This is a genomic window from Methylomonas methanica (assembly GCF_001644035.1).
GTDB classification, from domain to species: Bacteria; Pseudomonadota; Gammaproteobacteria; order Methylococcales; family Methylomonadaceae; genus Methylomonas; species Methylomonas methanica_A.
The window spans coordinates 75,800-92,013 of record NZ_LUUG01000093.1; the positions used below are offsets into that span (position 1 = coordinate 75,800).

Here is a 16,214-nt window from a genome sequence, read left to right on the forward strand (position 1 = left end):
TTTTTACATGATTATGACGACGATACACTGATCGAAAAATTCGTATCAATTGCTCAGCGACACTGAGTTTGCCGGCCTTGCGACACTCGTTGAGCACACCGAAATTTATGAATTTCGGTGCCCAGGTCTTGACCTAAAAACAACAATAGAAAAGTCCCGTTCTTCCTGAACCTGTCGAAGGACGAGCGCGATTCTTGAATCGCCTTTTGAATAGGTGTGTTGAAGGCCGTTCATACTTCGACCCTGCTCAGCACGAACGACCTTCAACACCGGCCAACTGTTATTTTTAGAATTAAAGATCCACAGCCTAATTTGCTTGGCACATAGCCAAGCAAATTAGAAACAGCGAATTGGATTCACGAAGTTTTAACGACTATTCACCAAAACCCAAAATATCCACGCTCAAGATACCCAAGGTGTTGGTCGCGGCCTTGGCCATTTTTTCCGCGGCTTCCTTGCCGACGCTGCCGGTGCTATCCAGCGATTTACCGACCGCCGCCGCCACGTTGCTGACCCCGGTCAAACCGGCCGCGACACTGCCGGTCGCAGCCACCGGCACACCCACGGCAGAACCGCCGATATCGATATTATCGGCGCCGACGATGGCGGTTGCCGCCAGCGTGATGTTATTGCCTTTAATGCCCGCTTCACCGGCGTCGATGATGCCGCGCGGCGCGAATAACAACACATCGCCTGCTCCCACCGTTCTGATACCGCCACCCTGTAACACCGGCGAAACTTCCAGCACCGGCATACCCGCCGCATCGTAACTGACTTTAAGCGGCGGAGCCGCCAACGCGGTTTGCGCGCTACGACCGGCATCGACATCACCCTCGAAGGAGCCGCCCATAATATCGTCGTTACCCAAGGTGACCACCCGCTGGATGTTTACGTCGATGTCGTTGCGGGCCAGCAGATTGGCGTCGCCCTGCTTTTTCACGATCACGCCCAACTCATCGTCCCCCTTCGCCAAGCCAATATCGGCGGTCGCCAAGCCCACGGTGATGCCGCCGTTGGGGGCAAACAGATTGGCATCGCCGCCGTCCTTGGTTTGTATCGAACTCAAAAACAGCGAAATATTGCCCAGCTTGGGCCTGACCAGTTCGCGGGCGTCATCTTTCTCGCGGTCGCTAGCACTGGCAAAGGTTTTACCCTGCCGCGCCAACTCCGCGTCGATTTTTTGCTGTAACGCGGCATTCAGACTGTTCAAGATATCGCTGGCGCTGGTATCGGCGTTGACCACTATACCGTTCGCAGCATCAACGCTGTAATCGCTATTACCCGCCAATAAGGTGGTACCGGGGAATAGCGACTCGATGGTAACCAGCAATTTTAGCTCGGCCAAATCCTGAGCCTGTTTGGTTGTAGCTTTGGCCAGCGTAGTGGCATTGGCTTTCACTTCCTGCAAAAACACACCTTGCACCGTACTCAACAGCTTGCGGTCCAGCCGGGCCTTATCCACGGTGGATAGCCCGCTAAATGCCAGTTTGGCCGAGTCGACGTTTAACGACGAGTCGCCGGTAATGCCGCGCATTTCCTGCACGAACAGATTGAGGTAACGCTGATTTTCAAGGGCGTATTTGCCCGAATTGGTCATAAACCCTTCGGCAAAGCCATTGCTGTTCAGCGCACCGCCAGCCAATCCGGCAATCACGGTAATGTTGGCACCGTCATCCGCCAGCGCGGCGTTGGATTGATCGCCCGAAGAAGTAATGCCGATAGACGATCCCAAATTCACATCCCGGCCCGCCAGCGCGGTTAGTTGTCCGGGACCGGCCACGTCTATGCCTTGATCGGCTTCGATAATATTGCCGGTGTCTGGGTGAATATTGATGGTGTAACGAATATCCCGGCCGGCATTAAAGATACTAACCGCGTCTGCGTTGTTATGTTGAATGTTGAACGTGGCGCGGACAATATCCTTACCGGCGCTAACTTCGGCCGGCTTGGCCAATACAAACACCATGTCGTCGTCGATACGGCCGATATTGCCGGTGCCGGTGCTAATCAACACCGGATTTGGATCATTGGCGTGCAGCGGCGTGCTGGCATGTATCGCGGTAGGCGACTGCGGTTGTTGAATATCCAAAACCTTCAACACATTGTCCAAGTCGGTTAAAGAGGTCCCGACGAAGGGCAGGGCCGCGCTCGGTAGTGCAGTGGGTTCCGCATCGCTCAATATAATCCGGGGGTTACCCTTGCCGGTTAAATTCTTAGCGGCGAATAACTCCAAACCACCTTGCGCCGAGGGATACAAGGTGAAGCTCTTGTCCACGGCAATATTGCCGTTCAGTGCGTAGGCTTGTAGGCCGGCGGGATAAACCAAAAAGCCTTCGGAAATATTGGTATTGGTAGCCTTCTTCAAACTGGCGATGTCGTTTTCCAAGGTAAGATCGCCGGAGAGCGTGGTCAATGTCACATTGCTGTCGGTACTGTAGCGGAAAAACCGATTCGATGAAGCATTGATCAAATCCACTGAATCCGGCAAGGTCACGAACATCGGGTCGACAATCGCTTCCAGGGCCATGGACTTGCCGGCGACTACATTGAACTGCGCATCACCCAAGGCCAATATCGGATTCAGCCCTTTGTTGGTACCGGCTTTCAGCGATCCGTGCGCATAAATATCCGCCGCACCGCCGTCCACATAAAACACCCCGCCGGCGATATCGCCACCCGCCTGCAATTGCAGATTACCGCCGCCGTTCAATTCGACCACATTGGTCTTAAACGTGATAACAGTGGCATCCGCCACCGGCGTATCCCTTTCGCCTACCTGTTTACCGGTAGTGGGGATCATCACCGACAGGTCTTCGACATTTCCGCCCGCGCTGATGCTGACATTACCGCCGCCGAAGGCTGTTACGCTTTGCTGATGCTGACGGGAAAAGCCGCTTGAGTCGCTGATACCCAAGGCCACGCCCCAGGCTGTCGGACGTTCCGAGTTGAATTCCGTACTGTGCTGATTGCTATTGGACCAGTCACCGGTGCGCACCAACGCATCGCTGAGTAATTGCGAGCTAGGTTTGGCATCGATATCGCGTCCGACCTGAATGCTGATATCGCCGCCATCCAAGGGATATTCGGCGTAGAACAGCGCGGCCAAATCCGGTCCGCCGCTACCCCAGCGTTTGGCGTCATCGGCATCCGCCCGGCCCGCTGTATAGATCGCAGAGTTTTGATTGCCGTAAACCAGATCGCGCGCCGCGCGAATCTCAATATCGCCGGTACCGGTCCGCACGCTGACATCGTTGGCTAAACTGACGTCGCCGCTACCGGCACTCGTCAACAGACTGGCAGAGGCCAGCACCGCCATCGCATTCGCGGAATTCAAATCAGCGCCGCCGATCAGTTGGTAACTCCAAGAAGCACCGGTTTGCAAATAGTCGCTGACGTTGATCGGCCCAAAACTTGCGGAATTCAAAACGCCGGTGGAAAAGCCGTCGCTCAAATTGCCATTGATCAACAAATTACCTTTAGCTCTAAGCGTTAACACCCCAACCAGATCGCTATTCGCGCCATAACGCCAGGCTTCTCCGCTATCGAGTTTTCCCAAGTCCCAGGTCTCGGCGACGGTCAAATTGCCGCTGCTGCGAACTTCGACGCCGGGGATGATGGTAAAACCCGCGCCAAAGCGGCTGTTAGCAACATTGGCCGCCGCCAAGTCGGCCATATAGGCCAGATTGTCGTTATGCATCGCCTGCTGTTCGGCGGCGGCGATACGGTTGTGGTTATAAATACGCGCGCCTTCAACAGTGACGTCGGTATCGCCAACGATAGTACCGGCGGCAATGGCTTTGACGTTAATGTCCGCCAGACCGTCGCCATCGGTATCCTCGCGATCAGCGCGTAAATACACCTCGCCTGCCGCGCCGGCCCCAGCCGCTGCGACGTTGATGCGCGCGCCGGGCTGGATCTCAATGCCCGCGCCATCTGCCGTCACCCCATCGATAGACGACAAACTGACCTTGCCGCCGTTGCCATTCGCCGCTTGCGCGTTCGCCAGAATCAATGCCGAGCTATTCAGCGTCAGCAAATCTTCAGCTGCCAGCGTCACTGAACCGCCATTCGCTCCCGAGGCATCCAAAGTGCCGGCAATCCTGATATTGCCGGTATCGGCGCTCAGATTAATCGCATTGGCATTCACGGTTTGCGCCGCATCGACAACGATATCGCCGCTACGCGTTCTCAGTTCGACGGCACCGCTAAACCCAGAGGCGGTAAACACCGCATTCAAAGCACTAAAGCCGCCGGCGCTCAAACTGCCGGTATCGATGGCGACCCGGCCACCGTTTGCCTTGCCAACGCCATGAGCATCGATAAAACCGTTGAATTGCACCTGACCGGCGCCGGCTTGCGCGGACAGTAAACCGGCAAGCATCTCGGCGTTAGCGGCGTTTAACAACAGCTTGCTGCCGGCTTCGGTGCTGACATTGCCAAGCTGAGAACTCAGACTGATTTTGCCGCCGGACAGATTCACCGGCTTGCTCAGACCGGCATAAGCCACCGCGCCGGAGACATCGATCAGCGCATTACCGCCCAAGGTCACATTACCCTGCAAGGCATTCAAGGACACGTTACCGGTTTGATACAACAAGGCCGTGTTCAAACCAATGCTATCGGCTTCCAACACTAATTGCGCAGCTATGCCTTGGGTGCCGGCGGTTAGGGTCTGGCTACCGCCCGTGAGAGACAAGCCATGACCGCTGGCATTAATGATGGTTTTGGCGCCGTTCTCGGCACTGACAAACGGCGTATTCACGCTGAGGTCGGCCAATGAATTTAAAGTGCTGTCGCCCTTGCCCAACATGCGCTCACTGGCATTAACATTGACCGCGGCAAAACCCGACAGCTGGAATTTACCTTGATCCAGCAGCAACTGTTGCACATTGATATTCAATACCCCGCTGCCGTCACCCGCCAAAGCACTACCCGTAGACTTGCTATTGGCAATACTCAGGGTTTTCGCGTTCAAAGACAGGGTTTTTCCGGCATTGGCTTTACCGGCCAGACCCAAGGCATCAATGCGTAAATCGCCGAATTGAAAAGGTTGACCCAGCGCATCAGTTTGCAACAATTCCCCAAACAAATTAACCATACCCCGGCTGCTCAACACCAACTCGTCAACGGCCAAGTGCGAGAGCTGATTATTATCCAGCGACAGGCCGTTCGTTACGCCGGCGGTCTCTCCGAGGTTGATGGTTTCCGCGCCCAGATATAAGGAACCGCCGGCCAGATTCAATTCGCCGGCCATTTTGGTCTGCCGTGTCGAGTCCAGCGCCACCGAACCCGCGCCGGCCGAAATTACCGCGCCGGCACTTATGTTTAGATCGCCTTTCAAGCCTTTAGCGCCGGTACGGTTGATCGTTGCCTGTTTGCCCGCCGACGCGCGCAGCAACGCCCCGTCGCCGTTCAGCTCAAGCACCGTATCGCTGTCGGTATCCGCGACCGCGCCGCTGGCTTCGATTTTGGCGCCCTGTTCAATGGTGACATTTTCGCTGGCGGCCAGCAAGGCCTCCGGCGCTTTCAAGGTAGTGTTTTCGGCTACCGTCACCGACTTGGCGATGACATCCAGCTTGGTGTGGCCGGTCGCTGCGTCAAAGCTTCTCACCGCACCCAGCAACAAGCTATCCACTCTAAATTTATCCAGGTCGCTAACTGACAATTCGACATCGTCGGTCGCAGCGGTAGCGCCCAAGGCCAATTTATCCGCCACGATATCAACCAAGCCGCCACGTCCGCCCTCGACCACATCAGCCACCACGGTGGGTAGCTCCAGACGGGTTTTGGCGTTTAGCACCAATTGTCCGGCATCTTGCGGCAGACGCGGAATCGCCAGTTCTTTGTTTACCGCCCTATCCGCGAAAAATTGGTTGGCCGAGCTGATGTTGTATTCGCTGCGGGTTTTCGCAATGCTGCCGGCTTCGACCACATACTCGGACCAATATTGGTCGCGGATGTCTGTTCCCGCGATAGTCCGGTAACCGCTGACGACAGACGCACCATCGACTCGGGTTCTACTGGTGCCGGGAATTGCATTGGCGCTGCCGGCGACCGGCGACACCAAAAATGCATTCGGCAGCAAGGCGTACCGAGCCGGCAGTAAGGCATAGTAGCCGGCGGCAAGTCCGCTACCGGCACCGATGTAAATACTGTCGCCGGTTTTCAAACCGGATTCGGGAAACGATTTGGGGTCGAACGGCGAATAATCGGATACACCCGGTACCACCGCAAACCGTTGATCCGAATCCAGCACATCCAGCGAACCGCCGTCGCCTGGAATGAACTCAAAACCCAATAAATCGCCGCCACCGGATAAATCCACTAAAGCACCGTCTTCCCGGCGGATTTGCGCGGCCTTGACGGTTATTTTTTTCTCGGGGCTTTCAAACACCCGTTTTTTATCGGTGTCGGCCGGTTTCAAATCAGGGTTGACCACGTTCAGGTTGTTGCCGGTGCCGGCCAAAGGCAAAAGCCATTCCAAACCGCCCTGCGTCACACCCAATGGGATGATTTGCCCCTTGGCAGAAACCGACGTAATGCTGTCGGCACCGAAGGTCACCGTTTTTGTCGCTTCCAACACGATCTCGCCCAATGGTGCGGTCAGCACGCCGTTTTGGACGATATTCGGTCCTTGCACTGTCAAACTACCCAAGGCGGACAACACCGGCGCGGCGGCGTTAGCGCTTTTGTTGAAAGTCACGGTGCCATCCGGATCGCCGGCGACAGCCAAGGTAAACTCGGTCAACGAGGTGGGATAAACCTGTGCCGCGGTCAGATTGAGCTTGGAAAAGGTTTTAAATTCACCGACAAAATCCAGTTCCCGGCTGTCGATCCGAATGCCTTTCAGGCGAATATCGCCGTCAGCGGCAAGATCAACAGTATTAAAACCGGTTGTTACCGAGCCACCGACCAAATCGATCAAATCGGCATTAACCGCCAGCCGGCCATCGCCGTTGCTGGCTTTCAATATTGGTGCTCGATAGGTGTCCGAACCCAAGGTGGCGGTGGTGGCGGTGATTTGCACATTACCGGTATCGGCGGCGGTTTTCCGCTCCCAACCGAAATTAACCGCATCCAAAGCAATAGCATTATTCAGTTGTAGATCGACATCGCCTGTAAAGCGAATCTCGCCTTTCTCGCCGGATACGGCCAAATCCAGAGAGCTAAAACCGGCCTCGCTAATTTGCTCGGCGGCCAGATAGCCGATGCCGGTCAACTGGTCGCCGGGGGCGTCCTTCGCAGGCAAAGAATCGCCGGGCTTAGAAAAGGCTGCGGAAAACGCTACATTGCGTTCCTGGGAGATTTTCAAAATGCGCGGCGCGCGCGGGAAGATAGAGTTTTCTATATCCGAATCGCGGCGATTGTCCACGTTCAGAAACACCGACAGTTTGCCGCCGGAGGTGCCGGGCGCTGCGCCGCCTCTGGCTTGCATATCGCCGTCCAGAAACGCGCCTTCGGCGGCGGACACATTAATGCTGCCGGCATGCGAACCTACCAAGGTGGCCGCATAAGCCGCACCGATCGCGGCAGGATTATTAACCGGTAAATCCAGAGTGGCTTGACTACCGGAAACATCAATCAAGGAACCGGCCTGGGAGGCAAAAAAGCCGCGCTGAGCATTGACGATCACCTTGCCGCCGTCGAAGACCTTACCGATACGCCGGCCCAAGCCGTCCACGGTGATTTGGCTGCCTCCCGACACATCAATACCGGCAGTGCTCCCCAGCCAGATGCCTTGATCCTGCCGGTATTGCGGATCGACGTCACTTTGATCGGGAATGATATTCAGCGCCACAGTACCGCCGGGCGCAACGATGCGGCCATCCAGCACCAGTGAGGAGTCGGATTCCAGCGTGACGCTGCTTAAATCGTCGGCGTTAATCGTTGCGGTAGCAGCCACAAGCAAATTGCTGTTGGCATTAATCCCGGCGGCATGATCGGCTCGCAAGGTCAATTTGCTGGGTGCGCGCAGTTCCGGCAACAAGGTCGTCAAATCCGAGAATGCTTCGATACCGTCGGCGTTGGCCTGTTCCAGATAGGTGTTATTTAGTACTCTGTTCTGTTGGCGCAACTCGATATTGGCGCCGTCTTCCACCGTCAATCCGTTCAGGTTTGCGCCGATATCGAACTCGGCAAACCCGCCTTCGCCGAAAAACGTAGTGGCAATTTGCAAAGGCTGCACGCTGCCATCGTTTCTGCTCGGGGTTTCTTCCCGGCGGATAGCCACCGCGTTGGCTTTTACGGTAAAACCGCCGCCTTGTTGCATGGCATAGGCGTGCATAACGCCTTCCATCAACACGTTGGCGCCGGCGTTGTCTATGGCAGGTTCCGCGACCAACACAATGCCGCCCTCTTGCAAGGTGTCGCCCTTGCCCGTGGTTCTTTGCGCCTTACCGGCTTCCAGTCTGCGGTCTTCGTGCAACCAGGCGCCGGCGCTGATGTCGATCAAGCTGCCGGCCCGCAAATTCACACCGCCACCGTTACCCTTGGCCTTGGCGATAAAGGTACCGCCGTCTATCGCCACCGTCTTGCCGTCAAGATTCTCCGGCTGGGCGAAATCGTTAATCCATTCCCCGCGCAAATCGATTGTCGCACCGGAAGCCAGGTTAATCTCGCCTTGCAGCCCCGGCGCATTGGTCTCGGCGGTTTCCAGTTTTACCGTCGCCCCGGCACCAACGATATTGCCGCGCACGTCAACCGCGCCGCCTTGTAACGTCAGATTGCCGCCGGCGGCCAAGCGCAAGGTCGCATTATCGGCGACGCTGATTTTGCCATTGGTTTTAAACACTGCATTGCGCACGCCGCCGTCGATGAGCTTGTTGGCATCCAAGGCCAGAGCCATGGCCAAACCGTCATTTCCGACCGGCAACACCTCGTCGATATCGACATCGATGCTGTTTTGCACGCCGGCGGAGAAAATCAATGCCTGCGCATTATTCAGCGTAAACGCGGTATCTACCGTCAGACGGCTGCCCTTGGCTTGCTCGGCCAGCGTCCGCTGCCGCCTGCCGTTGGTGGTTTTACCCAGCAGCTCGCCGTCTAAAATAGCGCTGTTAGCTCTAACCATTAAGCTGCCGGCGTCCTGGCCTTCGACATAACCCGGTTCGAAACGCGCCAGCGTAAACGGACCGTCGATTTTCCAGACTTTGGTGATGCCCCATTTTTGGTATTTTTTCACCACCTCGCCGTAAATCGCCTCGTAAGGCACTAGAGGATCGGCTTCGCTAATATCCACCAAGCGGCCATTAGCTAGCAGTTTACTGGTAGTAATAAAGCCATCCAGATAGGTAATCTCGCCACCGGAAAAGTCCAAAACAGCGCCTTTTTCAAGGATCACATCGCCTTCCGAGTTCAGCGTAATCTCGCCGCCTTTCACCATCCGTTCGGCGACCGTGCGGCCAATCCCTGCCACGGTAGGCGCAATATCGGTCAGCGGCGTGCCTTCGCGGATGTCCACCAGGACGGTCTTACCTTTTAAAATGCCGGTCTTTTGCAGCGGCGCGTCTTTCAATTCGAAGTTGCGCAATTCCACTTCCAGGACATTGCTTTCCATGGTTCGAACCACTTTGTCGGTACCGGACACATCGATTTTCGCGCCGGCATCAATCAGGATCCGGCTGTCGTTTTTAATACTGTTGTCGGCAACCGGGTTTAACGGCGATTTGGTCGCGGTAATTGATACCTTGCCAAAGGGTGCGTTGATTTCCGCGCCGGACTGCAAATGCACTTTATCGGCCATAATCTCAACACGAGATGGCGGTTGGTCCTGATCTTTGACAGCGGTTTTCTCTACCAACACCTTGACGGTTTCGCCGGATTCCAGGGTTTGGGTTTCCTCGATGTATTCCACCTCAGGCAGAATCTCGGTGGTACTGCCCTCGCCCAGAGTCACTTGCGCCGAACGGCCCAAGCCATCGCCTTTATCCACGGTGCGGGTGGTGGCCTTCGCGGCGATAACAGTCTCACCGCCTTCGGTTTTGGTAGTAAAACCTTCCCGCGCCAACAGGCGGATAGTGCCGTTAACATTGGTGGAGGTGGTTGCGGATACCTTGCCGCTTTGTTTGACGGCAAAGCCCATCAAAGTGACATTGCCGCGATTGGCAGCGATGTTGCCCAAGTTCTCCACCTTGCCGCCGGTCTCGACTTCCACCAGCAAGCCACGCACATCGTTATTGGTTCTGTCATCGGCGGTGGGGGCTTCCTGCAAGTACACCTTGTCGGTGGCCGCCGCCATAATCACCTGACCGCCGGGCGATTCCACATCGCCTTTGTTCATGATGCTCGGGGCAATCACCAGGATGCGGCCACCCTCGCTGGACTTGATCCTCGCCCCGCTTTCTACTTTGATCTCAATCGGCACTTTTTGACCGTCGGCATCCAGCTTGAAACTACCGTCACCGTTTTTTTGATAAAAATCGCCCGAGCCTTGAAAAGCGGCGCGACCATCCTTGGAAACAGTGCCTATGGTTTCTTTATCAAAGGTTTTTTCGAAACTGACATCCATGGTCGAAGCTACCAAACCACGGGCATTGACCACCGAATCCCTACCAAATACGAAGCCGTTTTTATTGACTAAATAGATTTGTCCGTTGGCGGTTACCGAGCCCAAAATCTGACTGGGATTCTTGCTGGGATCGACGATTTTGTTTAGGGCGATGGCGCTGGCGCTGGGCTGTTTGAACTCGACAGAACTGTCGGCACTGACGTTGAATTTATCCCAATTCAGAATAACCCGGTCGGTCTCCTGATTAATGGTCATATTATTACCGACTACGGAACGGTTGGCGCCGCCCATACTGGCCCAGACCGCGCTGGGCACCGGTAATTCGGCGCAGACCGGCGAGACAAAAGCGATCAGCATACTGCCGGCGACTGCCGACTTTACACAAGCCGCAATGGGATTTAATCTGAAAAATACCGCGTCGTCATGCTGGTGCTTTTGTCTGTTAGTCATAATATCGCCTGTGCCAATCGAAGAAACAACCGCATAAAAAATCGGTTGGCAACCCGGCTGTCTTGACTAACAAGACCCGCGGCTTTCCGCCCCCGCCTCGCAACGGGTTTAGCAATATTTAAATAAAACGGTAAAACGCCTTGTTTTCCACCCCTCACCCTGCCCTCTCCCGCTGGAGAGGGATTGTTGTGCTTCGCGGCGAATAACTACAAATAACTTTTAACCACCTTAATAACCATTAAATTCAGAATAAATACTAATTTAAAATAGCCATATAATAACTGTACAAAAGTAGTATTAAGGCAATATAAAATATTACATATTTATTACAGTAAATAGATTTGTAATAAATATGTAATATTCATAAAAAATTATTATTAAGCGGAACTTCTAATCTTATTACCCTCAAGAGCGGCTGCCCAGGGAAACCCACAAACTGAGTTCCCGTATACGCGGGAATGACGAGTCTTTAGAGATTCTCTAAGGGAGCCAATGATAATTCCATTTCCCTCAGCAGGCTGTCGTAAACACGCCCTCTCCCGGCAATGCCGTTAAGTTAAGCGCTGGCTATGTAAGGTCGAATTTATTCGACCTTTAGCGCCCATAGTGCGAATAGATTCGCACCTACCAATTCTTGACTTAACGGCGCTGTCCCGGAGGAAGACGGTTTTGTTTTGACTTTTACGTCAGCCTCCGCAGTGAGTAGGGAATTCCGTTAATTCTTAACGGTCCGTGTAGGGTGGATAAGCCGTGCGCATCCACCACGATTGCCGGATGCGCTGCGCTTATCCGGCCTACGATCCTGGATTCCCGCCTTCGCGGGAATGACGAATCCAGGGAGCTTAAGGGCCGGGTTAATAATTCGACCCCGTCTTCCGCAACCATTCAGCCGCCGCACGCTAAAATTGTGTAGCAATCCTGAAGTCCACTCGGTTCTCGCCGCGCCTGACGGTGCCTTGGTCCAGCAGCGGAATGCCAAAATCAAACTCGCCTTGCACGTGCTTAAACATATCGAAACGTAAACCCACCCCGGTACTGGCCAGCGCCATTTCGTTCGCATTGCCCGGTAAGGCGTCAACAATCCAGCCTTTACCGGCATCGACAAACACCAGCGCCCGCATTTTGTCGAACTCGTCCCATTCGTCCGGCACCAGCCGGGGGCTATACCATTCCAGCGAGGCGGTCACGCCGTCATCGGATAGCGCATTGGTTTCCAAATAGCCGCGCACGGTTTGAAAACCGCCCATCGAAAATTGCTCGTTACTGATCAGCGGCGAATCGGTGATCTGTCCGGACATCCGTGCCGCCACTTCCATACCCCATGGCAAGTTATGCCGGTAGTCCATGCCGCCGCTCAGATAGATAAAATTGGATCTGGCTAAAAAGCGCTTGTCGGCAAACTGCTGCTCATCGCTGCCCAAACCGCGTATCGCAAAATTGACACCCACATTGAAAGACAATAAAGACTCTGCATCGCGCAAATTGCCGCTGTACTGCGCCATGAATGGCAGATAACTGATGGGTGTTTTTAAGGTATCCGAACCCAATAAATTCAAATCTTCCTTAAAGTCCTTGTAATCGACGCCTAGCGTCGCGGTATGCGTATAATTGTTTAGCGTCTTCAGCGGCGATACAAAACGCGCGCCGTAAATATCACCGGTACCGATCACCGATAAAGCACCGGCGCTGGCGATTTGCGACGTGGAGGACGAACTGACCGCGTATAGAGCAAGACGCTTGTCATCGTCGATGATGGGCATTACATAACTACCGACCAACACCTCCACCTCTTCCGGATTTTCCGGCGAGGTTTGATACATGAACGACGCACTATGAAATTTTTGCCAGAGATTGTCGTAACGCAGCGATACCAAAGTCCGCAAGCGGCTGGTGTTTTGCGTATTGCGGGAATTGACTTCCACTTTGCCGTGCAAGGGCAATTCGTCTTTAACTTTGAGATCCACTTCCAGCGTACCCGGCGTTTCACCGGCCCGCAGCACCGGCACCACGCTCCTGTCCTCGCTTTCGCCGGCCAGTGCGGTCAGTTGTTCCTGCATTTTCGGCAGATTGGGAACATTGCCTTCCGCCAGCTCCGGCACTTTGGCTTTGATGGCGCCCAGCGAGAAATAACGGGAATCGGTAACTCGCAAACGCGATACCTTGCCTTCCGTCACCTGTAAATACACGACGCCGCCCACCACGTTTTGCTCGGGAATATCGACGGAGACGGTTTGATAACCTTTACTGCGATACAGCTCTTCCAGCGCGCTGCGCGCCTCTTCCACGGTATCGATGGATTTTTTCGGGCCTAAAAACCGGTAGACGCATCGTTCAACCAGTTTCCGGTCCAATAAAGAGCTACCCTTCAGGCGCAGCTCCAGTAAATCGAATTGATTGCCGGCTTCTTCCGCGCTGACCAGCGCACTAGCCGTCAATAACACAGCCGCCAACCCAAAACGGACCGAGCCTAAAAACAAATGTTGTTTCATTTCACCCATCACAAAAAAAGACAGCCTCCGCAAGCGAAGGCTGTTTGTATTCAATGCGCATCCTTGCGCGAACCTCCAGCTATTACACTAAAGGTTTGTTACATGCTGATTACATCGGTTTGCTGGTGTTGGTAGAGTTTTTGATAACCGGCACTTGGCAGTTGCTCAAAGAACCTGCGACAGCATGCGAGTAAGGCATAACAGGGGCATTGACATTCAAGGTGTCGGTAAAGTTGTTGCCGTTGCCGATAGCCAAATAACCTGATTGACCGAATGGGTGAACGAAACCAATGTTCAACTCGGTAGCCAGAATGGTTGGCGATGCAGCGTCGGCAGCGATTTTAGCGATGATGGTGGATTTATCAGCGCTGATAGCTTTACGCCATTGGAAAGTTTGTTCAACCCAATCCATATATTTGCCTCTGAACGCTTGCTCCAGAGTAGGCGCTACGCCGTCAACTTTGATAAAGCGGTAATGCTTGGCATGTGTGGCATTGTTTTCCAAGCTTTGTTGACCGATAGCCCACGCTCTATTGCCAGCAGTGTTAACTGCGGTGTTGAACACGTCAGGGTTAGTTGTGGTGATTTGTTTAGCAACCGCTTCACCGTCGGCAAAGTCTTCCAGACACAGTTCCATATCGCCGGAACCACTGATTTCATGCTTCACAGGGCCTGCCAATGGAGAACCCGGCCAATCAGGTGACAAACCGGCAGAACTGCAAGGGTTGTTCAAGAATTTGACGTATTGTTGCGCGCCGGTACCGGAACCGTCGATACGTTTGCAGTAATGCACTTTAGTATCGTTAGGAGTAACGTTTCTGACCGTACCGTCGGAATCGGTGTAAGTCAAACCCGCTGTCAAGGCGGTCAAGGCGACGCCGCCTACTTTAAACTCCGACCATCTTTTGATTTGACCGGAGATCAATTCAGCCACTTGTTGTTTGCTCAAGCTAGGCATACACGCTTCGGTGTAAGCGCCCGGTGCGCAGCTGCCGCCAAAACCGGTCAACAGGTTTTGCGCTCTTTGCAAAGCCACATATAAGTTATCGGAAACCGGCACACCAAATACCAAAGCAGCGGCAGGAACCACGTTCAGAACCGCGTCGGCGGCTACTGGGTCAACTTCAGAAGCGTTTGAAGGTTTGTTTGGACCGACGAACAATTTTGGTTCGACATCGGAAATACCGGCGTCGGACACTACGTTAGTCAGGTTAGCGCCGCTGGCGTTGCAAAACCAGGTGTTAGTTACGCCTTGTTGGGTGCAGTTACCGTTGTCGATACGCATCGCAGCAATCGCTACGCCATCGATCAATGGGTTAACGCCTTGAGCGGAACCGCCGGCGGAACGTTTGTGGAACAGTACTTTAGCTGTCGTTGCCGCAGCGCCGTTAACGGTCAAGCCGGGTACGTTGGTAGAGTTCAGTGTGCAGAAATAGGCACTGTGGCTTTTACCTTCGGAACCCACTGTACCGTTATCTTTAAATACATCCAAAGTACCGGCGTCGCACAAGTTTACGAACAGCGCAGCCAGAGCTTTGTCTTGCGCGGTAGCGCCGGACATGAAGATTTCGATATCCGGCGTAACGCTTGGCGCATGTGCCAATGCACCTTGCGAGAAACCTGCCAGAGAAGCCACTGCGATAGCAGCAGACAATAATTGCTTTTTCATTGTATATCTCTCAATTGATTAAATTTAAAGTTTGAGCCGACCCGTTCATGAAGGGGGAACCAGCAAAACAGAATCCGGCCGGCTCAAGACATTTACGGGATTAAACCGCCAATGATTTACGACGCGTTGCGCGCAGCACACCCATCAAACCAGCGCCGAACATCCAAACCGCAGCAGGCAGTGGCACAGCCGCAGGTGCAGCGGTGTAAGTCAATGAACCCACGTTACCGCTGAATGAAAAATTCCATGTACCTGGGAAAGTTTCCAATTCGCCGGTATCGAAATCATCGGCATTGACTTTTTCATGAACGAACGCCAAAGCAGTGCCCAATTGGCCTTGCGCGGTAAAAGGCAAGGCAGTTTGGAAATCGTTGCCGTAAACAGCGGTGTAACCGTTTTGGCCGACAGTTTTGAATGTGCTCAAGTTGTTAGCATTGGCATCTTGAGTTTGAACAGAACCAACCATAACGTTCCATTTACTCATGGTATTACCAATGTCGCCGGCGTTGCTGTCGATGACAGCAGGAGAAGGAACTACTGACGTAGTGTAGAAACCAAATTTAGGTAAGTCAGTCAGGTCAGCCAGGATTCCATGACCACCAGAAACACCCCAAGCCACGTTGTTGCCGGCGGTGTAAGCAGCAGCGAAAGATTGGAAGTTATTGTCAGTCATTGAAAACGACAATGATTGGCTAGGGTTAGCCAGGAATTGCTCAACAGTGATACCCAAATCCAGTGTAAATGAAGTTTTCGCTGTGTAGTCAACCAGGTTGAACAAAAACTCACTACCGTCTGCTGTCGCATCACCGATAGCTTGGATACGCGCTTCCGCGGCGCCTGAAGCGGCCGCCGCCAATACTGCAACTGCTAACAATTTTTTAGACAATTTCATTTTTTAAAACCTCATGTTTAAATTTCGATTAATGACATAAGGTGACAGCCCAGCCGTCTTGACCTGCAAGACCCGTGACTTTCCGTCCCCGCTTCGCAACGAGTTTGGCTTTTACACGCTTTAGATCGTACTCGACGCCATCTAACATCCTGACAGCGCCGCTTTGTTGCCCCCGCTACCATTTCCCCCCAAGCCTCCTCCCTATCC

At 53.9% G+C, this 16,214-nt stretch carries 4 protein-coding genes and 2 riboswitches; all 4 genes read right to left on the bottom strand.

Annotation, left to right across the window (positions count from 1 at the left end):
* Nucleotides 1-373: 373 nt before the first annotated feature.
* Complete coding sequence (locus A1332_RS17175) at nt 374-10,957, bottom strand: filamentous haemagglutinin family protein (RefSeq protein WP_064009714.1); 10,584 nt, start codon at nt 10,955-10,957, stop codon at nt 374-376.
* 44 nt (nt 10,958-11,001) lie between these two features.
* A riboswitch (cyclic di-GMP riboswitch) is annotated at nt 11,002-11,080 on the bottom strand.
* 776 nt (nt 11,081-11,856) lie between these two features.
* Nucleotides 11,857-13,446, bottom strand: a complete 1,590-nt coding sequence (locus A1332_RS17180) for a ShlB/FhaC/HecB family hemolysin secretion/activation protein (protein WP_231890344.1) — start codon at nt 13,444-13,446, stop codon at nt 11,857-11,859.
* 109 nt (nt 13,447-13,555) lie between these two features.
* A complete protein-coding gene (locus A1332_RS17185; RefSeq protein ID WP_064009663.1) occupies nt 13,556-15,115 on the bottom strand; it encodes a hypothetical protein in 1,560 nt (519 codons plus the stop codon).
* Between the two features lie 100 nt (nt 15,116-15,215).
* On the bottom strand, nt 15,216-16,007 hold the full coding sequence (locus A1332_RS17190) for a hypothetical protein (RefSeq protein ID WP_064009664.1): 792 nt from the start codon (nt 16,005-16,007) through the stop codon (nt 15,216-15,218).
* Nucleotides 16,008-16,047: 40 nt separating this feature from the next.
* Nucleotides 16,048-16,126, bottom strand: a riboswitch (cyclic di-GMP riboswitch).
* Between the last annotated feature and the right edge of the window lie 88 nt (nt 16,127-16,214).

Excerpts from the sequence above, each read along its gene's own strand:
- A1332_RS17190 (WP_064009664.1), bottom strand. The coding sequence starts at position 16,007 with ATGAAATTGTCTAAAAAATTGTTAGCAGTTGCAGTATTGGCGGCGGCC.
- A1332_RS17175 (WP_064009714.1), bottom strand. The coding sequence starts at position 10,957 with ATGACTAACAGACAAAAGCACCAGCATGACGACGCGGTATTTTTCAGA.
- A1332_RS17185 (WP_064009663.1), bottom strand. The coding sequence starts at position 15,115 with ATGAAAAAGCAATTATTGTCTGCTGCTATCGCAGTGGCTTCTCTGGCA.
- A1332_RS17180 (WP_231890344.1), bottom strand. The coding sequence starts at position 13,446 with ATGAAACAACATTTGTTTTTAGGCTCGGTCCGTTTTGGGTTGGCGGCT.